A 25599-nucleotide genomic window follows, 5' to 3' on the forward strand; every position below is an offset into this window, starting at 1 on the left:
ATATGGTAGTCCGGGTAGTTGGATGCTACCCGGATTTTTAGTTAAATAGGGTTACATAATATTGTCATTCCGTCGGGTCGTCGGTGATTTCTTTCTTTTTCTTTTTTACAAATTTGAAAATACTACCTCTTTCCTCAACCGGTGTTTGGTCGCCGAGCAGTATTCCCCAAGGTTCAAGTCCTTCAACACGGTCAAAAATTACCTTTAACATGGCTATTGCCGGGATGGACAAAAACATGCCGGAAATGCCGGCTATCGCACCGCCAACCAACACGCCGATGATGGATACCAACGCGTTGATCCTAACTTTTGAACCAATAACGAGCGGGACCAGAAAGTTGTTATCAATAAACTGAACGACCAGAAATATCCCCACAACCCCCAGAATGGTATTGATTTCAGGGTGACTGATAAAAGTAACGAGTACAGCCAGCACGATCGCAACCAACCCGCCGATGTACGGAACAAGATTTAAAATGGCTGCCATAATGCCCAGCAGAATAGCATACTGCACATTTAAAACCAATAAACCTATGCAGTTTAAGACGGCAACACAGGTGGTTTCCAGCAGTAATCCAACCATGTAACTCTGGATAATGGACTTAATTTCGCTTAATACTTCATGTACTTTGGCTTTATGTTTCTGTGTGAAAACCTCTACCATAAAATGTAAAAGCATTGCGCGATAGTACAGCAGTAAAAAGATATATATTGGCAGTAAAACCAAAGTCCCAAGCGGGCCGGTAACAACGCCCAGTGTATCTCCGCCCTGAAAATTTTCCAGTGTTTGTGTCTGTGCTTTTTGAAGATATTGATCCTGCTGACGATAACTGACGCTGTATTCCCGGCGGATCCAGCGACGTATTTCCCGGTAGAAATCGTTGATATTCTTTTTCAATTTGGGCAATTCATCCGAAAAGTCGGCGATTTGCATAGACAGTACAACCGTCAGCCCTGCGACAAGCAGGATGGCCAGTGTAACGGTCAGGCTTATGGCGAACACCTTTGGAATTCCCATACGGAGCAGCCAGCTCTCGATCGGGCGGAGCAGTACAGCCAGTAGTCCGGCCATAGCCAAAGGCACAATAATATCCTGTCCGAGATAGATGGTAAGCGTAATCAGAGCCAGCGCGATCAGAGAATGTGAAAGCTTATGGTAAAAGGGCTGCGGAGCAAGTGGGCTCATAGAACGTTACGATAAAGCAATAAGTCAGGGTTTTGATAAATAGTCTGCCGGAGCAGAAGAATGGTAAGTTAAACAATAGTTATTAAAATCAGACCAGACCAAAGCCAATGCAATTACCCGAATAAGATATAGGAAAAGGCAACTCAGATGTATCGCAGCCATTGTTTTTCGCGATGTGCCGATTTATAACCCGAATACCATTTGCAGAGCGGATAAAGTACGATAACCACAAACACCCAGATCATATATACATACGGAAGTTCAACGCCCGACCCATTAACAGGCCGCCCAAACTGGAAAGGACCAAAAGGAAGGTCCTTCCACGTAAATCCCTGATAAAACATTAAGGCAAACATCAGCGAATGCACGAGGTACCAATGCAGGAGATAATAAAATAACGGCACTTTTCCATAGACGGATATAATAGAGACAAACTTGTTTTTTACTCCATCCGCCATAGCCATCACCAGAAAACTGATGCCCAAAGTAAGCGAGGCATACAAAAGGGATGGTGGATATTTAGATATGTTTATGAAAGACAGCAGTGTAAACAGCGGCGTTTTCTGCACTTTCCATGGAGATGGATCTCCATAAAAATTGGTAAACCGAAGCACAACGAAAAAAACGAGCAAACCTAGTCCGGTTAGAAACAACGTTTTGCGGCGCCTGCTCTCTTCCTGCATAAATATTTTTCCGGCAGCATATCCCGTCAGCATGATCCCGAACCAGGGAAGAAACGGGTAGAGCACCGCGAAAGTGAAATTTGAAGTGACCGGGAAAACGTCCAGCCGAAAGAAAAACGACCAGATGACCCGAAGCGTGACATCATCGTTGAAATTAACGCCCTGTACCAGATTGTGCCCAAAAACAATCAGTAAACCTATAATGCCGAGTGTTTTAGGAGAGATTTTCAAAAGAAGCGAAAGGATAATAAAACCAAGCCCAATGGCTGCTATGACCTGAAAAACCATCATCCTGAAATGGATATCGGCCCATAACCCTAACGTAATCACCGTGAATTCCAGGACGATCAGCCATAACCCACGCGTGACCAGAAATTTCCTGGCCTCTGAAATATTCGTATTGTTTTGTAACGAGATAAATGCCGATGCCCCAGATAAAAATACGAAAGTCGGCGCGCAAAGATGGGTGATCCATCGGGTGAGAAACAGGGCGGCCGTTGTTGTATCCAGATTCGTTGGATCTTCGGATAAGGCCGTCGTGTGTGTCAGGTCCCGGACATGGTCCAGTGCCATAATAATCATAACCAGACCTCGGGTAAAATCAATGGTATCAATGCGTTTCATGCCGGAAAGTGATTTTGGTTATTACCAAAAGTATAAAATCATAAAGTTTACTGTTGACGAAAAATACGGCTCAGGGAAGGATTCACCCAATTTGATCTCCGTTAAATAAGTTAATAATTGCTTTTTTGGATAATTCAATTAATTTGTGATAAAATCATATTTCAGAGGGTCTTTCACCTGGCTTTTTAATCTCCAATTTTGTTGAATATGAAGAAAAGGACCTTTATCAAATTATCATCTGCGTTAATGACTGCACCTTTGTTTTCTCCTCTGACTGGCTGGGCAACCGGTGAAAAATTAAAAAACTGGGCGGGGAATCTGGAATATAGTACCACAAAATTATTTCAGGCTGGTCCAACGGCGCAGGTTCAGGATTTTGTAAAAAAGCATAATAAATTCAAAGTGCTGGGGACCCGTCACTGTTTTAATAAAATAGCGGATAGCACCGATGAGTTTATTTCGGTTACACAAGCAGAAGAAAGTATCGAGATTCATGCGGATGGAAAAGCGGTTACGGTTAACGCAGGGTTGAAATATGGTCAGCTGAGTCCGTATCTGGATAAAAAAGGATTCGCACTTCATAATCTGGCTTCATTGCCGCATATTTCTGTTGCGGGAGCCTGTGCTACGGCAACACACGGTTCGGGAGAGAAAAGTGGAAATCTTGCCACGGCTGTTTCAGGTTTTGAAATGGTGACCGGGGCGGGGGACATTGTACAACTTACAAGCGCAAAAGATGGCGAGAAATTCCGGGCAGCTGTGGTGAACCTCGGTGCGCTTGGTGTGGTGACGAAGATAACGCTGGATATTCAGCCGACATTTCTGATGAACCAGTTTGTATATGAAAATTTGCAAATGGCACAGCTGAAAGATCATTTTGAAGAAATTGAGTCGACAGGATATAGTGTGAGTCTTTTTACAAACTGGCAAAGCCGGGATATTGCGGAAGTTTGGGTGAAGCGGAAAATTGAAAAAGGTGAAAATTATAAACCTGAATCAACGCTTTTTGGTGCAAAACTGGCTACGAAAAATCTGCACCCGATTCCGGAGTTATCCGCAGAGAATTGTACCGAGCAAATGGGCGTGCCCGGGCCCTGGTATGAAAGAATGCCGCATTTTAAAATGGGTTTTACACCAAGCAGCGGAAAAGAATTACAATCAGAATACTTTGTTCCAAGAAAAAACGCCGTGGAAGCAATTATGGCCATCGCACGTTTGGCGGATCAGGTTGGTCCGCATTTATTAACCTCGGAAATCAGAACCATTGCCGCTGACGATTTGTGGATGAGCCCTTGTTACAAACAGGATAGTGTGGCGATACATTTTACCTGGAAACAGGATTGGCCCGCCGTGAGCAAGGTATTGCCAGTGATTGAAAAAGAACTTGCGCCGTTTCAGGCTCGTCCGCATTGGGGGAAACTCTTTACAATGACTCCGGAAAAGTTAAAGTCTCTTTACGTGAAACTGCCGGATTTCCAAAAACTGGCAAAAGAATTTGATCCGAAAGGAAAGCTTCGGAACGGATTTTTGGATACTTACATTTATCAGAGTTAGTAAAAAGTACGCTTAGGATCAACAAACTACTTAAAAAGATTGAGAGTGAATGGTGCCGCTATCTTGATAGCGGCGTTGCAATTTTTTTGGCAAAACTTAAAATTGCTTATCTATGGATTCGCTATCTTCCCGTTCCTGGCTGTACATTATTTTGTTGCTCATTCCCGTGTTTACGTTTGGCGCGTACGTGTGGGCGAATGCAATGAATGTACCTTATAACGATGATGAAGCCCTGCTTTTTACGATCAATTATATACACGGGCATGGTTCGGGGCTTTTTAAAAGTTTAATCCAGCAGCATAACGACCACCGGATTTTCTTTTCGCGACTGGCGGGCGTCGTGATTGATTTTTTGTACGGAAAAATTAATTTCCGTACCATGATCATTTTCGGCTACATAAACCTGATTCTTGTAGGCCATTCATTCTACTTAATTTACAGATCATTCGGCAAGAACCTGCTTTTGTTTCTTCCGGTCTCCATCGTACTGTTTTCGCCTATCGTGTATTGTACGCAGCTATGGAGCATTACTGCTTTTGAGCAGACTTTGTCTATTGCCTTTTCACTGTATTGCCTTTACTTTTTGCAACCTGAAAAAAGGAAAACCTGGCTTTGGGCTATTCCGCTGGCCGTGGCTGCAACGCTTGCGAATCTGGATGGGGTAAGTGTTATTCCCATCGCTTTGTTTTGGCTGATAACCCAGCGGCGTGTCAGGGAAAGCTGGATTTTTGGCGTGTTTTCAGTGATTTACTGCTACCTGTTTTTTGTCAATTTTCGATTTTCATCTGCTTCTCAGTTTCCTCATATCTCCCAGTTTGTACGTATCGTGTTCAGCGGTTTTGTCGCGCTTTCGGGCTCTATCGTCAAAGTACTGTCCGACTCACATGGCTACGTGATGGCCATTGCGCTTGGCGGGATCATCTTATTGACTTATTGCGCTTTTACCGCGATCAAATATTTTAATCTGATCAGGAAAACCAATTGGGTTTATTCGATAAGTCTTACTGAAATATGCTTTTTCAAGGTGCTGGCCTGTGTTTTGATGATTGCCATGGGCCGCTCGGGAGATAACCCTGAAAGCATTTTGTCAATCCGGTTTCAGATCTATTCGGCGAGCATTTTTATCATGTTTTACCTGTTTGTGTTGAACAATCTTAAAGCTGAACGATTTCAGTATATGCTGTTTTTTGTTTTTCTTTTTGGAACATTAACACTGAATCTATTGGCCTATGTGAAATATCAGGATGCTGTGATTGTTCATAACGACGAATTGAAAGTGGATGCTTTTAATTATCCGGCGCATAATTTTTTCATTCACCAGTATCCCGGTGTGCCCGATCCGAAAGCAGTATTTTACACGTGTTATGACTTTCCCGAGTATCTGAAAAAAGACTGGGTTTCCAGATGGGGCATTGCGTTGAGAAATCAGGGGCAGGAGTTGAAAGCTACTTTTAAAAGCCAGATTCTAACAAAACCGGCAGGATTTACAGACAGTATTTATCCGATTATCAATTTTGAAATAGGTAATTTACCATCGCTTGTGCCAAGAAGAAATGTTTATCTCGCGTTGTTCAACCGGGAAAATTCACTTAAACCAGTGCTGGTAGCGTTAAGGCCGCCAAACAGTGGATGGATCAACAAAGTACTCAAAAGCACATCTGCACCGCATTCTCTTACGGCTACTTTTCCCTCGAAAATCCCTGGTGGTTTTTACGATATTGCTTTGTGCTGGACGATCAATAATGTTCCGGACAGCAAGATTGTTATCCGGAATTTTAAACTTGAAAATTAAGGAAAGCTACTTAATGCGCTCCAACAAAGCCATGTAAAATCCGTCATAACCTTCGTCGGCAACAGAAGTACGGCGTTCATCGATCAGTCTCCATCGGTCGCCAAATTCCATAACGAACCGTGTCACCTGATTTTCAGATTCTGACGGCAACAGGCTGCAGGTGGCATAAACCATTTTACCGCCTCTTTTGACCATTTTGGAATACGTGCTCAGAATATTCCATTGGGTATTGCGGATCGTGTTGAGAAAAGTTGGCTGGAGTTTCCATTTCGTGTCAGGGTTTCTGCGTAAAACGCCAAGCCCGGAACAGGGTACGTCCAGCAAAAGACGATCTGCGGTATCGATGAGCTCTTTGATCGTTTTGTCCGATTTGATCAGTCCTGTCGAAAGAATTTTAACACCATTACGCGTAGCCCGTTTTTGAAGTTCTTCCAGTTTGAAGTTTTCAATATCCAGAGAAATAACACGGCCTTTGTTTTGCAGCGCGGCCGCTATCTGCAGTGTTTTTCCACCCGCACCTGCACAGGCATCAATGACGGTCTGGCCCGGATGAAGGTCCATAAAGGTTGCGATCAGCTGAGAACCTGCATCCTGAACCTCATAAAAGCCCTTCTTATAACTATCCTGTCCGGCGACGTTCTGTCTTTTTTTCAGAACCAGAGCGGTTGGTACCTCCGCAACAGTTTCAACCTTATCTTCCCCGAAAACAGAAATAACGGTTTTGAGATCGGATTTCAGGGTATTGACGCGAAGCACGAAGGGAGCCTGATTATTTAAAGCTGTAAGTTCCTTTTCCCACTTTTCGCCCAGCTCTTTTTCTCCGATTTCATCAATCCAGTCAGGCACGGACTGAGAAATTTTACGGACTTTCAGCGCCTCCTGATACCGGCTTAAAACGGTTTCAGTATTGATTCCTTCAAATTCGGCCCATTCGGGAAGAATATTATCCGTTTCCAGATGCAGGTGTGTAGGCTTGATGATCTGCCAGACGCCAACAATTTTCCAGAAATTGGCAGGCTGTGTAACCTTTTCCATATGTGCTGAAAACTTGATCAGTCGCCACCAGCGCACAATTTCATAGATATTCTCAGCCAGAAAGGCCCGGTCGCGGGCGCCCCATTTTGGATTGGATTTTAACAAACGTTCAACGACGCGGTCAGCTTGTTGCTTATCCGAAAATATGTGTTGCAAGGCATGCACGGTAGCCTCAATAAGTCCTTTATATAGTTTCAAAGTTCAAACAGACAAGTTTGTCCGGAATTAGATTTTACACAGATCACTGCAATCGTGTTAGGAAACAAAGTTCGGGAAAGTTTTTGAGAGTATCAGAGATAACTGCCAGGATGATCGATTCTCTGGTTGCTTTAAATATTTACTCGTTTGCCAGAAATAGAATTTCCTTAAATACTGCTTCTGAATATCGAAAGTTGGTTTGCTGGATTTTTTCCAGCAAAGGCTTGATTGAAGGTATCACTTCCAGTTGCTTTGCCTTTAACAAAACTCCAAGCGTACCGGTGAATTTAAGATTAAGTCTCTTAGCAGCTTTTCTCCCCTTAAAATCGTCAATAATAAGGAGTGATTTTTAATAGTAGAAAAAGCAGCTGGTGTCGGCGATTACAATTTCATATTCTTTCTGCATCACTTAAAATCTCGGATACAGGATAATTATGCAGGAAAACTCCATAGTCTCCCGGTAATTCTGCAAACGTACGCTTAGAAAGCCCCGCCATCGTTGCTGCCTGCCCCAATGACAATTTTCCCGATTCATAAAGCTTCGCAGCGATGAAACGGACGGTGTCATTTTGATATTCATCCAGACTATCGGGAATTTGTAGTGTGATTGTTGCCATAAAGTAAATATACAAATTATTGATAAAATTTTTGAATGAAAGTCAGTCTGTTACCCTGTACTCAAAGTTGTGGAACAACTTCTGGCATCCTTTTTGAACACACCTAAATCTAACCATTTATTAAAAATTGTTATGGAAAATATAAGTATGCCCGCGGATCATAAACAGGTTCGGTTTACGGACCGTAATGGTGTTCGTCATGAAGGGATTTACAGGGACGTTTTGAAGGCTTTTGTTGATACCGAAGGAGGAAAAGATCCCGAGGATATCAGCAATATTTACCCGGAAAATAAAATCGTTGACTGGGAATACCTGCACAAGGATAAAAACCTTGATTCGGATATAATGGTAATTCTTTAACAGATAAAAAAACGGAAACGGGTGATTACTGGTTTGTCGGTAATCACCCGTTATATTATGGATTCGACGCAATCTTTTTCCAGACTACGGCGGCGGTTATGGAGCCTCCGTTGGTTGTGTTGGTGACAATGTATTTTAATTCATTATTGGCCAACGTATAAAAACGTTCCTGCACCGTCCCCTCCCAGTTGGGGTAAAAAGCGTGTGTTACCCGGAAGGTAATTGTTCGCTTTATTTTGTCTACGGTATAGGTTCCAAAGTGCGAATTATTTCCCTGAACCAGTGCCGCATTTTCTTCCGGCGTGGCCTTATTTTTATCGCCCGCCATGACTTTTGGACGGCTGGCTTTCAGGATTTGTATGGCATAGGTCCCACTTTTATCCAGAACCAGCAATCCCACCGGTTCATTGCCATAAGGAAGCGATGTTGAGCCGTCGGCCTGGGTATTTTCCACGTCTACCAATGACCATAGACCTACGAGTTCTTCATCATTTTTTATTGTTCGGGGTTCATTTTCTTGTGCGTAAAGCTTTGCCGACAAGGTTAACAGCAAGAGGAAAAGAAAAAGATTTTTCATGATTCCGGATTTTATGATTGGATTATAAGACAGGCAAAATTATACAGGCAGGAGATTGATACATTTGTACAAATACTCACTAATTCTGTATGATTATGTCTCTTGCGAACCAATTGTTATATCAGCCTTTTGAGATCGAATACAAGGAACTGGAAAGTTTTCCGAAGAAATCTTACCGCAACAATTATTTCGTGCTGATTTACATCGTTGACGGGAATGGTGTGCAGTATGTCAATAACCATCATTTCAATTACAGGAAGGGTAATCTGTTTCTGATCACGCCTCTGGATACTTATTCCTTTGAAATTTCGAGCCTCACGAAATTCTTTTTTCTCAGTTTTAACCAGTCATACATCGATACCAACGGCGATAAAGATTGGGTGTTGCGCATGGACTTTATCCTGAACAACGCCAGTCACCGGCCGGGTTGTATTTTGAAAAACAAAGTGGATAAACCGTTGATTGCGTCACTGATCGGGAATATTGTGCAGGAGCAGGATAACCAGCAGCTGTATCACGGGAAGATTACAGAGATGATTGTAAACACGATTATTCTGGTGGTGGCCAGAAATATTGCACTGAAATTGCCAAAGAATATCAAGGAAAATACCGGAGAAGCTGTGCTTGATATCCTGCATTATATTCAGGAAAATATTTTCAACCCGGATCAGTTAAAGGTTGAAAAGATAGGCGGTCATTTGGGAATTTCGACCAGTTATCTGGGGAAATACTTTAAAAAACAGACCGGTGAAACGTTGCAGCAATACATCATCAACTACAAATTGCGCCTGGTCGAATTGCGGCTTTTGAACAGCGATATGCGTATCAACGAAATTGCGTTTGAGCTTAATTTCACAGACGAAAGCCATTTGAACAGGTTGTTTAAAAAATACAAGGGCATTAATCCGTCCGAATACAGGAAAAATCAGGCTGAAATAGTGTAGTGATTTACCTTAAAAACACGCACAATCACATACCATTGTTGATTCCTCGATAGAAAATTCATGATCAACAACGTTATTATTGTAGACAAAGCTGACATACAAGTTTTTCCCATCGGGGGACAAATGACCATTTACTTCAACTTCTGTTTCTGTATAATTCCCTTTGTTATCACGTGAGCGGATCATTCCTTTTTTGTGGAAAGGCTCATTTTTGTTTAACACCAGAGAAGGGATCGTAACATCGTAACAACATCCACCTAAGATATATCCGTCTTTGTCTTTTGAAAAAGAGGAACATGGAGCAAACCAGGTTTTGACATCCGACTCAGGCGATAGCTTTTTTGAATTGCAGTTCGCTAAAATGAGTATCAGGAACGATAAACACAAGATTTTTTTCATAGCAGAGCGCTTTATGAGTAGACAGCAATTTGACCACAAAGGTTGTAAGCGAAGCCTCAGAAATTATCGCAGTCTCATTTTCCCGAAAACGTAAATATTTTCACGGTCTCATATCTGCGGCCTCCTTCCGGTTTTTTCAAAAGTGTCATATCAATGGCTTCAAAATCATATTGGATCGCAACGGATTGCCACTCGCTCCATGCCAGTTCAAACTGATCTTTCCTCATCCGCGTGGCAATGGTCAGGTGAGGGTTCTGGATAAATTCCGGCTTCGTTTTTTGATAGGTTTTCATGAGATGCCCGGCTTTTTCCTTTACCAGAACCGCTATTTTGGTAATGGGTTCTTTGTTTACAACGTCCATGTAAATGGTGGAAGAGGCGAACCTTTCGAATTTATGCAGCTCCACGAGAAAAGGATCCGTTAGCCGCGCCACTTCATCCAGATAGCCCACAAATTCATCCTGTTCGTTTTCGTTCAAAAATGAATAAGCCAGCGTAAAATGAGGATAGGACCGGTCGGCGTTCCAGCAATTGTACTTCTCCTTGTAAATGCGTTTGATTCGCATGGTTTCGTCTTTCACCTCCTTATCGGGCGAGAGAATTAACAGGTATTCGCACATACGGCCTGGTTGGACAGGAAAAATAGTGTCGCTCATGATTTTAAATTTTAAGATTTTGCCGGTTAGGAATTAGAAATATAAACCAATTCCCGTAAAAAATAAACCAGGCCGCAGCATAATCGTATTGCCGTGCGTATTGGTAGCTAAAAGGTTACTATTCACTGACACCAGCTAATAATTAAAAAATGAATTTCCCAGCTAAATTTGAAAATTTCAACCTCATAATTCCTTCGATTAGGCGTATGGGAGTTGGTCTGACTATGCTTTTGTTCCTGGCAGTACTCTTGGGTTGTTCAAAGGAAAAGGAAGATGAAATAATCGGTGACGACGGTAATGGGGAAGCCAGTTCTTCGATCGTGATCGATAGCACAACCGTGTCCAAAGGTACGGCGGAGGGCAATACGGGTACCGCCGCGAATGAGGATGATGTACTCGCGAATTCAACATTTTCTTCAACAGTAACAATTGCCTTTGGAAACGCGGTGACGATAACGAATCCGCTCGCTGCCGGCGGGGTGAGTATTGTTGAAACCAATGGCGATGTGGTGGTGACCTCATCTGCGTCGGAAGTAGAATACGTGCTTTCCGGCACCACAACCAATGGTTCTGTGAAAATTTACAGCGAAAAAAAATACAAACTGACGCTGAACGGGGTAAATATCACAAATGCAGATGGCCCGGCTATTAACCTGCAATCAGGCAAAAGGGCGTTTGTCGTTTTGAACGATAATACAACCAATACCCTGGCCGATGGTATAACGTATACAGCAAGCGGTACGGAAGATATGAAAGCCACATTATTCAGTGAAGGGCAGCTGATTTTTAGTGGAAATGGCAGTCTGAACTTAAAAGGTAATTACAAACATGCCATTTGCAGCGATGAATATGTTCGGGTGATCAGCGGAAACATTGCGATTACCAGTGCCAAATCCGACGGTATTCACACCAACGATGCGTTTATTGCCGATGGCGGAACCATCACGATGACAACTTCCGGAGACGGGATTCAGTGTGAAGAAGGGTACATTGTTATCAACAACGGTACATTTAATATCAATGTCGTTGACAAGGGAATTGCGGCATCCTATGATACCGATACAACCATCGATCCGTATCTGACCATCAACGGAGGCACCATCACGGTCAATTCGTCGGCGGGAGAGGGGATCGAAAGTAAAAGTGTTATGACCATCAACAATGGCACGATTACTACCAAAACCGCCGATGACGGCCTGAATGCCGGAACTTTTATCTACATCAACGGAGGGAATATTTATGCATACAGCACTTCCAACGATGCGATTGATTCCAACGGAAAAATTACGGTAACCGGCGGAAAGATTATTGCGGTAGGGGCGTCGGCGCCGGAAGAAGGGTTTGACTGCGACCGAAATACGTTCAAAATTACGGGCGGGATTCTGGTTGGTGTTGCAGGCGCAACCAGCACACCGACAGCAAATGTGAGCTCCCAGGCTTCGGTAATTTTAGGAGGCGCAACGCTTAACCAGCTGATCAGCATTCAGTCAAGTGACGGAGCGGAAGCATTAACTTTTCTGGTTCCGAGGACATTTACGACGATGTTATTTTCCAGTCCGAAGCTGAAAATGAGCACCACCTATAAAATTTTCACGGGCGGAAGCGTAACCAATGGCACCAGCTTCAATGGCTTGTATACGAGCGGCACTTATTCCGGCGGAACGCAGTCGTCGACCTTTACCACAAGCAGTCTGGTAACAAAAGTAAGTGGCAGCGTCGGTCCTGGGTGACAGCCGTATTGATTGGACAGCTGTGGATACTCGCAAGTGTTCATAGCTGTCAGCACAATCGCCGGTCATTGGTCGTCACGTTGCCGGACGATTTTATTCATACCAAAGGCCTTGGAAAAACCGGCTTGCTGATAAAAACCGGCGAGCCCTTCCCCTGTAAAGAGTCCGGCCAATGCTCCCTCGGAGGCATGGTTATCCAGCCAGTTCGATATGGCCCGCATCATCGCAGTTCCTACGCGTTGTCGCTGCCAGTCGGGGTGGACCATCACATCTTTTACATAATAAAAGCTGATATCATCTCCGAGTAACAAGACACATCCCACGGCTTCCCCGGTATCCGTATTTTCGGCCACGACTGCCCAAAGTACCCCAGACAGTTGACCGTTCAGGACTTCCTCGCTGGCGGTTGTTGACCATCCCACTGAGTATATAAGTCTTCTGTATTCTGCTACGGTAGGTTTCCGGTTAACAATCCTGATATTTTCCGGCAACTGATTGCTGACTGGCTCTCTGTCGGAAATCTGGTCGGCAAAACTCAGATAGTATCCGTTGATTTCACGGATCGTATACTGCGTCATCCCCCAGGGTTTATTTTCAAGCGGCAGCGCCATATGGACGCCTTTTTTCTGGTGGAATTCATAAAGTGCCCGGATGTTTTTCACCTTGATCCAGATCGAATGTCCTTCAGAAACAGAGGCCAGTTTTGGATTGAGGGAAAATTGAATGTGCACATCATGCCAGGAAACCCCACCGTGATCGGGGGGATCGCCCCAGGTCCATTTTCCGGGAAAACCCAGTACATTATGCCAGTAAGCGATGGTTTCTGTTATACTTTTGACGGAAAGCACCGGTTCAACGTGTACAAAAACAGGCTGCGGATCATTTTCGTGATTGTCCATGGCAGATATATTTCAGATATCCAGTAATTTAAAAATATTTGAGGGCCTGCTCAAAATATTTCCTCTGAATATTCTTTTCCATCAGCAAGTTTTAAAATTAATGCTGGCTTGATCCTGGGTTAACAATCAAAGTTTTTCTTTACCGGGTAAATTTCCTGAGATATTCTGTTTTAATATACGCAGCCTTTTGCTGCCCAATCTGTAACTTTTATCCGATGAAAATCCTGACCTGCCTGACCCTGCTTTTGTTCCTCCCGTTCATCAAGCAAAATGAAACGGACACTATTCCCATGAACAAGATCCAGGTGATCGGATCGCACAACAGTTATAAACAGGCGATCGATCCGGCGTTGTTCCGGTTATTTCAACAAAAAGATTCGGTTTCGGCCAGTAAAATCGACTATGAACATATCAGTATCATTGATCAGCTTAACATGGGTTTGTTAAATCTGGAAATTGATATCTACGCGGATGAAAAGGGAGGTAAATATGAACATCCCAAGGGATTGGACTGGGCTGCCAATCAGAAAAGTTATGACCCGGAAGGGAAAATGAAAGCACCGGGATTCAAGATTTTTCATATGGTAGATCTCGATTTTCGCAGCCATTATTTAACATTTACGGATTATCTTCTGGATTTGAGAAAGTGGTCTGAGGCGCATCCTGACCATCATCCGATATTTATTACATTGGAAGCAAAGGATCAGCCATCGAAAAATCCGGAATTGACTGTTCCTGAAAAATTCACGGAAAAAACGTTTGACGAAGTTGACAAAACCCTTCTGAAATATCTCGGAAAGGAGCATCTGATCACACCTGATATGGTGAGAGGCAAGTTTGAAACGCTGGAAGCTGCCGTGCTCCAAAACAACTGGCCGACGCTGAAAGAGGCCAAAGGGAAATTTATTTTTGTGCTGGACGATAAGGAGAGCAAAAGGGCATTGTATATCGCCGGGCATCCCTCACTGAAAGGGCGCGTGTTATTCGCGGATGCTGATCCCGGAACACCGGAAGCCGCCTTTATGATCAGAAATAATTCCAAAGCACCTGAAATAAAAGATCTTGTGAAAAAAGGATATATCATCCGTACCCGTGCCGACGCAGATACGCAGCAAGCCAGAAATAACGACAGGAGCAGTTTTGAGGCAGCCTGCAATTCGGGTGCACAAATTATTACCACGGATTATTTCGTGAAAAGTACGCATTTCAAGTCCGAATACGTTGTACGCTTTGACGGGAATACCTATTTCAGACTGAATCCGCTTTTTGCCAATGTGCATTCCGGTACCGGACGTTAACACGGATTGCCGGCCAATGAATTGCTCTTGATAGTATTGATATAAATTTCGATCGCTGTGAAACTTGTCTTTTTACTCATAACCGTCTTTTTGGCGGTATTTGCAAAACCGGCTGATCGTAAAGATCCGCTTACACTAGATTTTATTCGCGACTATCCTATAAAAATTGATGGTGGATGCAGTTTTTATACGTATGACACCACGGCGTTTTCAAAGGATAAGGATATTCTGGTGGTCAGTGCTCAAAAAATAGCATTTGTAGAACGTGGAGGCGAGTTTATAATACTTCACCACGTAAAAAGGGTATTGAAACCGAATGGCTACACCGACTATTTTACAGAACCGCATTATAAGATTAAACTGGATGTAAATCTGGTTAAACGGGTGAATGATTATTCCGCGGAATATGCCGGATCATTGCAGCTAAGCCATGGAAAAAGCAGTAAAACCATTGCAGTCCACGGTCGTAATGAGGAACATAATCTGAGAAAATTACGCTAGCACTGATTTGCAATCAGTGTTGTGTGGTCCGGCGTTTGTAACGCTGATCGTGCTGAAATTAGAACTACGGTATAAAAATACCCGCCAAATACCGATCGTATCTGGCGGGTTAATCAGTGAAAAAATAGCAGCCTATACCGTCTCACGGATTTTAAATCCAATCTATTTTAACAAAGCGGTAGCCTTATCGATCTCGGCCGTAAACGTTTTGAGTACATCACTGACGCGCTGTATCCCAAGTTCTGCTTCCGGCCAGTTTTTTTGTTCTATCGCTTCCCGGATCATCGGTAAGGTTTTTACACCATAACCCGTATAAAATCCGGGTGCATAAATCTGGTGTTTATACCATGGACGTCTGGGCAGACCTTCATCACTGATCAGAAAACGTTCGGTTTTGTATAAAATCTGGTTGAGCCGGATCAGCTTGTCGGCTGGAATGGTTGTTGCTTTTGCAGACGCCTGAGCATAGGCAGCAGCGCTTTTTTCCAGAACGATAAGCGCGTTTTCCAATGGTGCGAAGTTCAGATACGGAACAGAAACCACGGGTTTAGGTTTTGTAAATGGCTCTTTCGGATCGGCGGTAAGTTCAAAACGATTTTCGGTCACCAGTTTGTTATGTTCATCCGATTTACCTCTGACCGCTTCCAGGTCACGTTTTATTTCCGTGGCATACGTCTGCACCGTGTTTGAAAAATTGCTGAAATCGAAAGGCAGCACCTCCGCATTGGCAAATCGCAATGCCGAGCGGCCCATGGTTTTGGCCAACGTCGCTCCATACGCGAAATCACCGTCTTTGAAACGAACATAGTTATCGTAGGAGTCATAAATCGAGTGATAGTCTCCGCCGGCATCTTCTCCACCATAACCTACGTTAATCGACGCAATACCCAAATGCTGGATAAAGGGCGTATAATCAGATCCTGAGCCCAGGGCGCCAATGCGCACATCGGTCCTGCTCCGTGCATCCTGTTTGGATGTCGGATTTCCCTCAACCAATATTTTTGAACGCAGCCGATCGATCACACTAATATTTTTTTCAGGATCAATCACATCTCTTCCCACCTGATTCACAAATTTTTCAAGGGTATGCGAACCACCCACACCTAAAAATCCACGGCCATTACCGTCCGTATTCAGATAAACCACCGTTTTTTCAGACAGTACCTTCTGATATTTTTCGACCCATTCGGTGGAACCCAGGAGTCCGGGTTCTTCGCCGTCCCACCAGCAATAAACGATCGTTCTTTTTGGTTTCCATCCGCTTTTTACCATTTCGCCAAGTATCCGGGCTTCTTCCAGTTCGGCAACCGCACCGCTCACAGGGTCACTGGCGCCAAAGACCCAGGCATCATGGTGGTTACCACGCACAATCCACTGGTCCGGAAATTCACTCCCTTTCAAAGTCGCGATTACGTTGTAAGCCGGAACAATGTCAAAATTAAATTCAAGTTTCAGATGTACTTTCGCCGGCCCCGGACCGATGTGATAGGTTATCGGTAAAGCACCCCGCCACGACGGTGGAGCAACCTGGCCTCCCAACGCTTTTAGCAACGGCAACGCATCGCCATAGGAAATAGGCAAAACAGGAATTTTCATCATGCTTGGTGCTTCTTTCACAGTCAACCGTTTATGGTCTTTGTCAGCCACAAAACCGTTGGTGAGCGGGTCTCCCGGTGCAAGCGGCAAATCCACGACAGAGCCTCTCTGAGCCCCGGCATCATTTTTAAAGGGACCTTTCGGGTACACCTCTCCCTGGAAAAATCCGTCTTCTTTCGGATCGGAGTAAATAATGCAGCCGATCGCCCCGTGCTCGTAGGCGACTTTCGGTTTAATGCCCCTCCAGGAATTGCCATACTTCGCAATCACGATTTTGCCTTTGACATCAACGCCTAGTTTGGCGAGTTCTTCGTAATCATCAGGAATACCATAGTTGACAAAAACGAGTTCTGCTGTCACATCACCATCCGCTGAAAAGGCGTGATAAGGCGGTAGTACATCTTTGGTCTGGCCGGACGTGGCGTCTTCTTTCACCGCGCGCTCGGTCAGCGACGCTTTGAATTTTGTCGGTTCGGTTAGTTCGAGTATTCTCACTTTTGGGGTAGGAAACAAAACATGCACGGTATCCAGATGTGCTTCAAAACCCCAGGAAGTTAGTTTGTCGCGCAGGAAAAGAGCATTGTTAAGTCCGTAAGCAGAGCCGAGCTGGTGTGGATAATCAGTCATCCTTTTCATCCAGTCGCGCAGGTTATTTACCTGCAATTTTTTGTCAAATGATGATTCCAGTTCCAATTCTTTTTTGGCGGCGTCAGCACCAAAACCCAGTAAAGACTGTGCATAAACGGGCGTTAACAGAACCTGGGAGAGAAGAAGAACGGGGATTGTTTTTCTGAAAATGTGTTTCATAAACGGAGCGAAAATTAAATTCAGGTAAAGGATATTCCTAATATAGTGATAATTAGGTGACAAGTTTTCTGAACACGGGAAATTGATATCAATGCTGAAATTGTTTCAACATTTAGCATGCGTTTGTTTTTGCACAACATATTGTCCGGTAATTGTTTAGTTAAAATAAAGGCGTTTCTTTACCGAGACTAACCTAAACCTCTCCTTATGAGTAAAAGACTTTTACCAGCCCTTGTTTTTGTACTGCTCATGGTGAAAATAGCTGCCATAGCACAGCCCAAACCCGTTATAGAATCGTATCTGTCCGGTTTTACACGGCCTCTGAAAGTCACCCACGCCTATGATTCCAGATTGTTTGTAGCCGAGGTAGGCGGGAAAATCAAGGTTGTGAAAAATGGCGTGCCCATTCACAATCCTGCTTTTCTGGATATAAGCGCAAAGATGAACAACATTGAGTGGGCCGGCATTTACAGCGTGGCCTTTCACCCGAATTATCAGGTCAATGGATATTTTTATGTCCTTTACATCGTGAAAGATAAGTTTGAAGCGCAAGTTTCCCGTTTTCAAAGAATAGGAAATGCGGATTCAGATATTGCCAGTTCAACCGAGACAAAGATTTTAACCATTCCGTTTACGGATGTCGATGCCGGGCACAGAGGCGGAGATATGGCTTTTGGAAAAGATAATTTTCTCTACATTACGACGGGAGATAACGGTCCGGGCAGCCGGGGAGTACTGGGCGATCCTGAGCTGAATGCGCAAAATGCGGACAGACTTTTTGGAAAGGTGATCAGGATCGATGTGGATAGTCCGTTTCCGGCCGAGAATATACAGCAAAAGATATGGGCAAAAGGTTTGCGGAATCCGTGGCGGTTTAGTTTCGACCGGTCAACCGGCGATTTTTGGGTGGGAGATAACGGACAGGATGGCTGGGAGGAAATTAATTTGCTGAAAGCTGCCGACGTAACCAGTCCTAAAAACTTTGGCTGGGATTACATGGAGGGCAACGCGGTATACAGAAATTGCAGCTGCGACATTGCCACAAGTTTTACGGCGCCGAAGCTGGCTTATCCCGGGTTTACCAACAACGGTGGTAACAGTGCTTCGGCGATTGGCGGATATGTTTATCGCGGTGCCAAATACAATTCTTTTAAGGGGTGTTATTTCTTTGCCGACTACATATCTACCAAAATCGGGATGATCACACCGGATGGTTATACGCAGGGGCCAAAAAGCGGTTTTTTTCAGGATGTGTCTTATCCGTCGATCGTTTCTTTTGGAGAGGACAAGGATGGTGAACTTTACACGGTTTCATTTTTCGATGGCACCATCGGGAAAATTACATTGCCGGGTGACCCGCTGCCTGTTGAACTGGAATATTTTAAGGCCAAAGCAGAGGAATGTGTTGTAAACCTGCAATGGAAAAGTGTTATGGAATCCCGATTCTCTCATTTTGAATTGCAGCGTAGTACCAATGCCAGAACTTTCGAAACCATTGCAACGATACCAGCGTCAGGCGCAAATCATATGTACAGCTTTGCCGACGCGCATCCGTTTGAAAAAAATACGTTCTACCGTTTGAAAATGGTGGATAAGGACGAAACTTTTGAACACAGCAAAATTTTATCAGTGAACACACCCTGTGATGTTGATCCGTTTAAGGTTTTCCCCAACCCAACCACCGACGGGTTTAAGATTGATGGCCTGCAGCCGAGAAACATAGTTTACGTATACAATGCCTCGGGAACGTTGATTGCGACAGTCCCGGTAAAATCAGAGGCGGTATTGGAACTCAGTTTGAAAGGACAAGCCAAAGGGATATACACGATCCATATCGAAGATCCTGCAACCGGTATGGTCAAAAAGATAAAACTTGTGAAAGAATAAGTTGGGCCGGTATCCCGGACCCCCACTTGTATCATGGAAGTGCGGGTCTGGGGAAACCGGTTTTACAAAAATAATACGGATGTGATTTTCACTTTGAGTCCTTCCGCTACGGCCATTCCGAGCAATGTGTCAATTTCAAAAAAATGAAAGAGCTGTTGCCGGATCACTTCCTCTTTATCCGGGACGTCCAGGGCCTGCATGGTTTTGATGATGTGGCCAATCAGGGTTACTTTCTCCTCTGGGGATAACATGTCCTTATAAAAAATACCCGACAAAGGTTCATCTTCGGCCGACCAACTTCCGACATTCAGGTTCATAAGCAGCGGTGTCTGCCGAAAAGGGACCTCGGGACTGTCAATGGGTGCTTTGTCATGTTTTGGAATATATCTTATTTCTTCCAGCTCAAGGTGGCTGCTGCGTTCCGGGTTTTGCATCATAACAAAAGAACGTTGTGTTAGATAATAAATAAGTCTGCCTCCGGCCTTATAATAACGAGAGCAAAGACTGGCTTTACCCTCGTTGAGTACAATACCATTTAATAGACAATACAAAGTTAACTTCCCCCTACGAGCAAGTCGATTGCCATATTCTGGTAAACGGGGTATAAATTATCTCAAATGAATTTTTTCTGATCCTGAAAACTTGTTGCCCGGGCAGATTGTGACCTTCCGTTACTATTGTTTTACAGCGAATTATGTGTTATCTTCAGCAAGCAATTACAGCTTGTCGCAGTTGCTTCAACGTAACAAAGAGATGAAAAAACGGTGGTGTATTTTGTGGCTGTTTCTGGGGCTGATCTGCTGGGAATGTGCGGCTGACAGGAAAAGGCATCGGGTGGTAATACTGGAAAAAGCAGAAACAACGGTGGCAATTCACAGCGGAGGCTCACTGAAAGTAAAAATTCCGCTGCAATCCGGCACGGGGTATGACTGGACACTGGACAAAGGCCAGTCACATATGGAGGAGATTTCGTCTTCTGTTGAAAAAACGGACGGACGAAAAGTGGGAGGAGGGACGATGAAAATATTCAACCTGCATACGACAAAGGCAATGGGCGAGGATCTGTTGAAATTTAATCTGGCGCGCTCGTTTGAAAAAGGGCCGCCGTCAGAAACCAGATCCCTGAATGTGATTATTCAGCCATAGCCATGTTAATCCGGGACACTGATTTCCATGATCAGAATAATAGCGTCGTTGGAAAGTGCCTCAAATTCGAGTTCTTCCAGGTTACGTAAGGACAGCCCGTCGCGAGCCTCCATCAGCCTGTTTTGTACTTCGAAAGCACCTTCAATAATAAAAACAAAAATTCCGTTGTCAGGATTTTTTAGCTGATAAACGGCTTCTTCGCGTCCTTCATATTTTCCGATATAGGCGTAAGCTTCCTGTTGAATCGTTAAATCTTCGGCATACGGAGCAAAGAGGGGTGACAGCTGATTTCTTGTTTCGAGATCGATATTGTTTTCCTGCATGTTAGCCTCAAAAACCGGCTCGTCATTTTTTAACCATATCTGGATAAAATTCACCAGCTCCGTGTCGTAAGGATTGGTAATTTCATACTCCATACCTTTCGCAGCCGCAAAAACCTGGATCTGACCCGCTTCCAGCATACCTGTTTTACCGAGGCTGTTCCGATATTCCAAAGCACCAACAACCGGTAAGATGATAACCTCCGTATTGTGCGCTACCTGCATACCCAGGCTTTTGTCGCCCGTGAGCGTATCGTCATTGAAAATCTGTAAATTTCCAAATGGTGCACGGCTTTCATCCTGGTATTGCCCGAAATTAAAGGTGTGGAAACTACGGAATATGGATAATTGCGACAAGCCCCGCTGGCTCGCCAGATATATTTGTCCTTCTGTTTGTGTAATCATATCGGGTCGTTTTCGGTTGTGGATAACAGATAATCTTTTTCCTGATCAGATTTTTTCGAACCAAGAATCACGCTGGAAATATTCAGGTACGGTTGAAGTGCGATCATTTCGGTTTCCACTTCGGCACCGGATTGGAGGTTTTCGCGCTGATCGCCGTATGCAATAAGCAATTTGCCATCCAATGTGTCAATCCAGGTGACAGGTTCACTGTAAAAGTAAACAGCAATTTTGTAACCATCCTTATCTTTCAGGTCGGCATGAATAATTTCAAACCTGAAACGGTTGAAGGGCAGGCATAATTTGCCGTAAACATTGGCGATATCCGGGACAATATCTTTCAGCTGGCGAATGTAATTGATCGCCGCCGTGCTGACCAGATAATTCAGGTTGGCGGCAGCGGGCACGTTGTCTGCAATTTCCTGAAAAGTACGGTATTTACCTTCCTGGTTGTAGTTCTGCGTCTGCATGAAAAATTCCATCCAGGTATCTTCAAAAACATATTTGTCCCATGCCTTTTGCGCATCGGCATCAATGATTTTCCGATAGCATAATTGAATAAGTCCCTTCGTCATTTCTCAATCCGGTTTATTTCCGGCTGTCAGAACAGAAAACTGACAGCACGCATTTAATTAGCCATTAACTACAATCGTATGCGTAAGCACATAACCGTCAGCCACGCTGCCTGTAAAAGAAGCGAGTTCAGTTCCCACGCCGTCGCCAAAAACATTATCGCTGGCATTGGTTGTATCCTGCAAACCATGACTTTTGTAAGCACCTTGTGCATAAACGGTATTACAAATGGACTGGTCAAAAGCAATCTGTGTAACAAGTAAAGATGTGCCTGAACTGTTGTAAATATGCGCATGAATATGCGGAGCGCGGCCGGAATACCAGCCCGGATAAATACTGGTGAACGTCACGAGTCCGTTGGTATCCGTTGTTTGTCTGCCGCGCAGGAAATGCACGCTGGTGTAGTTGGTCGACTGCATGCCGGTACCGCCGTATTCTGAATAGTTTCCGTCTGCATCGCAATGCCAGATATCGACGATCGCATTGGCGAGCGCAGCACAGCTGGCGTTTTTATTCTGGATTGTAATTTTAACAGTAAGTTTCGTTCCCGAACGTCCTGATGTGATATCAGCCATCACCAGCGAACTTGGTGTTTTGGTGGGAAATGGTCCTGCGGTTTCCGAAGCCGTTGTGGTACATGTGCCTGTGGTTGTTCCCGTCGTAGTGCCTGTTGTGGTTCCGGTGGTTGTACCCGTGGTGTCAGGATCAACGCTGTCGCTGCTGCATGCCCCAACCATCGGCAGAATAAACGATGTGCCCAATGCCGATAAGAAACCTCTTCTTAAAAATTCTTTACGTTCCATAAGTTTTAATAGTTCTGGTTTTTTAGACAATACGCCCGAACGCAAAGTGTTGTTGCTGAAAATGAATTGTTTGAGGTAAAGCATATAAATGTTGCGGTAAATTGCTGTATTTATGAAGGGCCCTGGCCGGATTAAACACATAACCTGTTAATTTGCCGTATGAAAAAATACTTCCTTATTATCACCGCACTGGCTATGGGATGTACCGCTGCCAGGCACCAACCAGGCAGTAACAATGGCTCACTGAGCCTGACAGCCGACGGGAAATTGTTTGCTGCGCTGTTTCAGCAGCGTGCTGCGGAATATAAAGCGCTTTGCCTTCAGGCATTTAATATAGCCCATCTCAGAGTTGACCAGGCGTTGCAGCCGCCGCAGTCGAAACCGCTTGCGATTGTTACGGATATCGACGAAACCGTTTTGGACAACAGCCCATATGACGTCAGGCAGTCGTTGCAGGGAAAGGATTACGAACAGCAATCCTGGGAACAGTGGACGGGCCTGTCGCAGGCCGATACCATTCCGGGTGCTTTGCCTTTTTTGAAATACGCAGCTTCCAAAGGAGTAAAAATTTTTTATCTGACCAACCGTGCAGAAGCGGAGCGGAAAGGTACGCTGGTTAATCTGGTGCGTTTCGGTTTTCCGGATGCCACGAATGACCATTTGATATTAAAGCAAACGGTCTCATCCAAAGAATCGAGACGGCAGACGATCGCTGAAACCCACAACATTGTCATGCTGATGGGCGATAATCTTGCTGATTTCAGCGCATTGTTTGATAAAAAACCGGAGGATGAAAGAGTGAAAAATACGTATTTGTCAGCGGCTGAATTTGGAAAGCGTTTTATTGTTTTGCCCAATCCGGTTTATGGCGACTGGGAAAGTGCGGCCTATAAATACAACATGAAACTGACACCGGTTCAAAAGGATTCGCTGATCCGAAGTATTTTAAAAAGTTATTAGAGGTCAATTTTTACAGGTATCCATGTGTAGGGGATTTGTCCGGTGTGTCGGGCAAATCCCTTTTTTTCTTTTAGGATGATCTTTATCATGAACGATCACGACCTGGGTCAATTTTTCTCTTCCCGCGAGGTTATAGTTTTGGGCTGTGAAATTTACTTCTCTAAGCAGCATTATGGGTCAGGAAAATATAACGCATACTTTTCATATACCGGTTTTAGGACTGGGATATTCTGTTGATACACCGATCAAAGTTTCTCATTTCGGCATTTCCTCCGTGGCCTCGATCGTTGATGACGAGATGATCGAGCGAATGAGAAAATTGCATACGCTGGAAAATGGCGAGGTATATGTCCCCATTTACAGCAATGAGCCGGACTTTCGAAGCCGTCGGATTACGGAATATCTGAATCTGATGGACCGGATTGTCAATAAAAACTTTGAAATGCTGCGGCAGGAAGCTTTTACCGACGGCAGCGGGATCAAACGTTATTTCGAATTGTTGCCTGAGCGGTCGCCTTTAAAGCGGCGTTATCTTAAAATGTTGTCGTCAAACGATGAAGAGGAGAAATGCTGGATTGAAAGATATCTGCGTGACAATATGCAAAAGGGCGCGATTGATGTCAATATCATGTCGAAAGTAGACAAGCTGAACCGCGATGTGCATGGTGAAATGTTACCCGATGAATATTCCGATGCTTCGGCCGCGCTGAGAGGATTTGCCGAAAGTAGTCTTACTTCCTCGCTCGTATTGTCTGCGGGAATGAACCCCCGATTGTATAACTATCTCGAAAATTTCAAAGATTTCTATCCCGATGAAAATGGTGCGCTCCCCAAAAAGATCATTTTGAAAGTCAGCGATTTTCGCTCGGCCTTTATCCAAGCGAAGTTTCTGGCGAAAAAAGGAATCTGGGTTTCCGAGTTCAGGATTGAGTCGGGGCTAAACTGCGGCGGGCATGCTTTTGCGACGGAGGGTTATCTGCTGGGACCTATTCTTGAAGAATTCAAAATCAGGAAACAGGAAATGCAGGAGGAGCTTTTTGCACTTTACCAGTCTGCATTGTTGGCCAGAAATTTGACAGTAAACAGCAGGCCTGTATTGAAAATTACGGTTCAGGGCGGGATTGGAACGGCCGAAGAAGATCGTTTTTTGCTGGATCATTATGAGGTGGATGCCACCGGATGGGGGAGTCCTTTTTTGCTGGTCCCGGAAGTTACCAATGTGGATGACGATACTTTGAAGAATTTGACAGAAGCTGAACATGACGATTATTATGTCAGCAACTCGTCGCCACTGGGGGTTTTGTTCAACAATTTCAAACGAAGCAGTGCTGAAAAACAGCGTCTTGACCGGATTGCTGCCGGAAGACCCGGAAGTCCTTGTAAAAAGAAGTATCTGGTATCGAACACAGAGTTTACTACCGAGCCGATTTGTACGGCATCCCGGCAATATCAGCATCTGAAAATCAAACAATTGCAGGAAATTCAACCGCGCCCCGACGATTTCGAAGCACAGCTGAACCTGATCACGGAAAAACTTTGTCTCTGTGACGGATTGAGCGCATCGACCTTGTTAAAAAACAATTTGCTCAGGTCGAGGGAGAACAAAGCCGTGTCTATCTGTCCGGGGCCAAATCTTGCCTGGTTTTCCAGGGTTTGTTCGCTGGATGAAATGGTGCAGCATATTTATGGAAAAGTGAACTTGCTGGCGAAGGGAAACAGGCCCAATATGTTTATCAACGAGCTGAATCTCTATGTGGAACATTACAAAAAAGACATGGATCTGAATGCCCAGAAATTGAATGAAAAGAAAAAGAAATATCTTCAAAAATTCAGCGATCAGCTTTTCATTGGCATTGACTATTACAAAGAACTGATCCCGAAACTACTTAATCAGACAGAAGCGTACCGTGAAGAAATGATTGGTCAGCTGAAAAAGATTGAGATGGATTTGAGAGGTTATCAGCCTGAAATTATATAAATGATCCTGCCCGATAATGTCTTTTGACTAAAATAGGGCAGGATTTATTTTATTTTCCGGCATATCGAAGACTG

Annotated in this window: 25 protein-coding genes; 11 read left to right on the top strand and 14 right to left on the bottom strand. The window is 44.2% G+C overall.

What is annotated here, in order from left to right:
• Positions 1-64 precede the first annotated feature (64 nt).
• Positions 65-1186, bottom strand: coding sequence for an AI-2E family transporter (locus M1L62_RS12005; protein WP_254413277.1), 1122 nt, complete (start codon positions 1184-1186; stop codon positions 65-67).
• Positions 1187-1329: 143 nt separating this feature from the next.
• Complete coding sequence (locus M1L62_RS12010) at positions 1330-2493, bottom strand: acetyltransferase domain-containing protein (RefSeq protein ID WP_254413278.1); 1164 nt, start codon at positions 2491-2493, stop codon at positions 1330-1332.
• Between the two features lie 207 nt (positions 2494-2700).
• Between M1L62_RS12010 and M1L62_RS12015 the strand changes: the two genes are divergently transcribed.
• Together M1L62_RS12015 and M1L62_RS12020 are read left to right on the top strand one after the other, a co-directional pair.
• Positions 2701-4047 carry a D-arabinono-1,4-lactone oxidase gene (locus tag M1L62_RS12015; protein ID WP_254413279.1) on the top strand — a complete coding sequence of 449 codons (1347 nt, stop codon included), beginning with the start codon at positions 2701-2703 and terminating at the stop codon, positions 4045-4047.
• A gap of 112 nt (positions 4048-4159) precedes the next feature.
• Positions 4160-5839 (top strand): hypothetical protein, encoded by a 1680-nt coding sequence (locus M1L62_RS12020; RefSeq protein WP_254413280.1) that lies wholly within the window; start codon positions 4160-4162, stop codon positions 5837-5839.
• 6 nt (positions 5840-5845) lie between these two features.
• Here the strand turns inward: M1L62_RS12020 and M1L62_RS12025 are convergent, their stop codons facing one another.
• The 3 genes from M1L62_RS12025 to M1L62_RS12035 all read right to left on the bottom strand — a co-directional run bounded on the left by M1L62_RS12025 (position 5846) and on the right by M1L62_RS12035 (position 7689).
• The gene (locus M1L62_RS12025) at positions 5846-7072 is read right to left on the bottom strand and encodes an RsmB/NOP family class I SAM-dependent RNA methyltransferase (RefSeq protein ID WP_254413281.1); all 1227 of its coding nucleotides are present in this window, start codon (positions 7070-7072) and stop codon (positions 5846-5848) included.
• A gap of 139 nt (positions 7073-7211) precedes the next feature.
• On the bottom strand, positions 7212-7409 hold the full coding sequence (locus M1L62_RS12030) for a PIN domain-containing protein (RefSeq protein ID WP_310589972.1): 198 nt from the start codon (positions 7407-7409) through the stop codon (positions 7212-7214).
• A gap of 52 nt (positions 7410-7461) precedes the next feature.
• On the bottom strand, positions 7462-7689 hold the full coding sequence (locus tag M1L62_RS12035) for a UPF0175 family protein (RefSeq protein ID WP_254413283.1): 228 nt from the start codon (positions 7687-7689) through the stop codon (positions 7462-7464).
• Positions 7690-7821: 132 nt separating this feature from the next.
• Here M1L62_RS12035 and M1L62_RS12040 point away from each other — a divergent pair, with 132 nt between their 5' ends.
• Positions 7822-8049, top strand: a complete 228-nt coding sequence (locus M1L62_RS12040; protein ID WP_254413284.1) for a hypothetical protein — start codon at positions 7822-7824, stop codon at positions 8047-8049.
• A gap of 55 nt (positions 8050-8104) precedes the next feature.
• Here M1L62_RS12040 and M1L62_RS12045 read toward each other — a convergent pair whose 3' ends face one another.
• Positions 8105-8626 carry a lipocalin-like domain-containing protein gene (locus tag M1L62_RS12045; protein WP_254413285.1) on the bottom strand — a complete coding sequence of 174 codons (522 nt, stop codon included), beginning with the start codon at positions 8624-8626 and terminating at the stop codon, positions 8105-8107.
• A gap of 95 nt (positions 8627-8721) precedes the next feature.
• Here M1L62_RS12045 and M1L62_RS12050 point away from each other — a divergent pair, with 95 nt between their 5' ends.
• Complete coding sequence (locus M1L62_RS12050) at positions 8722-9570, top strand: AraC family transcriptional regulator (RefSeq protein WP_254413286.1); 849 nt, start codon at positions 8722-8724, stop codon at positions 9568-9570.
• Between the two features lie 9 nt (positions 9571-9579).
• Here the strand turns inward: M1L62_RS12050 and M1L62_RS12055 are convergent, their stop codons facing one another.
• Together M1L62_RS12055 and M1L62_RS12060 are read right to left on the bottom strand one after the other, a co-directional pair.
• Entirely contained in the window at positions 9580-9969 is a 390-nt protein-coding gene (locus M1L62_RS12055) for a hypothetical protein (RefSeq protein ID WP_254413287.1), read from the bottom strand.
• 74 nt (positions 9970-10043) lie between these two features.
• Positions 10044-10625 carry a 2'-5' RNA ligase family protein gene (locus M1L62_RS12060; protein ID WP_254413288.1) on the bottom strand — a complete coding sequence of 194 codons (582 nt, stop codon included), beginning with the start codon at positions 10623-10625 and terminating at the stop codon, positions 10044-10046.
• A gap of 149 nt (positions 10626-10774) precedes the next feature.
• On the opposite strand from M1L62_RS12060, the gene M1L62_RS12065 reads away from it, so the two are divergent.
• Entirely contained in the window at positions 10775-12355 is a 1581-nt protein-coding gene (locus M1L62_RS12065) for a carbohydrate-binding domain-containing protein (RefSeq protein ID WP_254413289.1), read from the top strand.
• Positions 12356-12420: 65 nt separating this feature from the next.
• Here M1L62_RS12065 and M1L62_RS12070 read toward each other — a convergent pair whose 3' ends face one another.
• Positions 12421-13254 (bottom strand): GNAT family N-acetyltransferase, encoded by an 834-nt coding sequence (locus tag M1L62_RS12070; RefSeq protein ID WP_254413290.1) that lies wholly within the window; start codon positions 13252-13254, stop codon positions 12421-12423.
• Positions 13255-13469: 215 nt separating this feature from the next.
• Between M1L62_RS12070 and M1L62_RS12075 the strand changes: the two genes are divergently transcribed.
• Both M1L62_RS12075 and M1L62_RS12080 read left to right on the top strand, forming a co-directional pair.
• On the top strand, positions 13470-14552 hold the full coding sequence (locus M1L62_RS12075; RefSeq protein WP_254413291.1) for a phosphatidylinositol-specific phospholipase C1-like protein: 1083 nt from the start codon (positions 13470-13472) through the stop codon (positions 14550-14552).
• Positions 14553-14609: 57 nt separating this feature from the next.
• Positions 14610-15053, top strand: a complete 444-nt coding sequence (locus tag M1L62_RS12080; protein WP_254413292.1) for a hypothetical protein — start codon at positions 14610-14612, stop codon at positions 15051-15053.
• Between the two features lie 162 nt (positions 15054-15215).
• Here M1L62_RS12080 and M1L62_RS12085 read toward each other — a convergent pair whose 3' ends face one another.
• Complete coding sequence (locus M1L62_RS12085) at positions 15216-17456, bottom strand: M28 family metallopeptidase (protein WP_254413293.1); 2241 nt, start codon at positions 17454-17456, stop codon at positions 15216-15218.
• A 207-nt stretch (positions 17457-17663) separates the two neighbouring features.
• On the opposite strand from M1L62_RS12085, the gene M1L62_RS12090 reads away from it, so the two are divergent.
• On the top strand, positions 17664-19343 hold the full coding sequence (locus tag M1L62_RS12090) for a PQQ-dependent sugar dehydrogenase (RefSeq protein WP_254413294.1): 1680 nt from the start codon (positions 17664-17666) through the stop codon (positions 19341-19343).
• Positions 19344-19405: 62 nt separating this feature from the next.
• Here M1L62_RS12090 and M1L62_RS12095 read toward each other — a convergent pair whose 3' ends face one another.
• Positions 19406-19780 (bottom strand): catalase-related domain-containing protein, encoded by a 375-nt coding sequence (locus M1L62_RS12095; protein WP_254413295.1) that lies wholly within the window; start codon positions 19778-19780, stop codon positions 19406-19408.
• A gap of 316 nt (positions 19781-20096) precedes the next feature.
• On the opposite strand from M1L62_RS12095, the gene M1L62_RS12100 reads away from it, so the two are divergent.
• On the top strand, positions 20097-20489 hold the full coding sequence (locus tag M1L62_RS12100) for a protease inhibitor I42 family protein (RefSeq protein WP_254413296.1): 393 nt from the start codon (positions 20097-20099) through the stop codon (positions 20487-20489).
• Between the two features lie 5 nt (positions 20490-20494).
• On the opposite strand, the gene M1L62_RS12105 is transcribed toward M1L62_RS12100, so the two are convergent.
• Genes M1L62_RS12105 through M1L62_RS12115 form a run of 3 tightly spaced genes read right to left on the bottom strand, consistent with a single transcriptional unit; the run spans position 20495 to position 22587 of the window.
• The gene (locus M1L62_RS12105) at positions 20495-21214 is read right to left on the bottom strand and encodes a pirin family protein (RefSeq protein WP_254413297.1); all 720 of its coding nucleotides are present in this window, start codon (positions 21212-21214) and stop codon (positions 20495-20497) included.
• Positions 21211-21786 carry a hypothetical protein gene (locus M1L62_RS12110; RefSeq protein ID WP_254413298.1) on the bottom strand — a complete coding sequence of 192 codons (576 nt, stop codon included), beginning with the start codon at positions 21784-21786 and terminating at the stop codon, positions 21211-21213. Before M1L62_RS12110 ends, M1L62_RS12105 begins: the two co-directional genes overlap by 4 nt.
• Before the next feature lie 57 nt (positions 21787-21843).
• Entirely contained in the window at positions 21844-22587 is a 744-nt protein-coding gene (locus tag M1L62_RS12115) for a dioxygenase family protein (protein ID WP_254413299.1), read from the bottom strand.
• Between the two features lie 159 nt (positions 22588-22746).
• Here M1L62_RS12115 and M1L62_RS12120 point away from each other — a divergent pair, with 159 nt between their 5' ends.
• Positions 22747-23547 (top strand): 5'-nucleotidase, lipoprotein e(P4) family, encoded by an 801-nt coding sequence (locus M1L62_RS12120; protein WP_254413300.1) that lies wholly within the window; start codon positions 22747-22749, stop codon positions 23545-23547.
• 145 nt (positions 23548-23692) lie between these two features.
• Positions 23693-25525 carry a hypothetical protein gene (locus tag M1L62_RS12125; protein ID WP_310589969.1) on the top strand — a complete coding sequence of 611 codons (1833 nt, stop codon included), beginning with the start codon at positions 23693-23695 and terminating at the stop codon, positions 25523-25525.
• Positions 25526-25599: the final 74 nt, after the last annotated feature.

The organism is Dyadobacter diqingensis (assembly GCF_024220585.1).
Taxonomy (GTDB): domain Bacteria; phylum Bacteroidota; class Bacteroidia; order Cytophagales; family Spirosomataceae; genus Dyadobacter; species Dyadobacter diqingensis.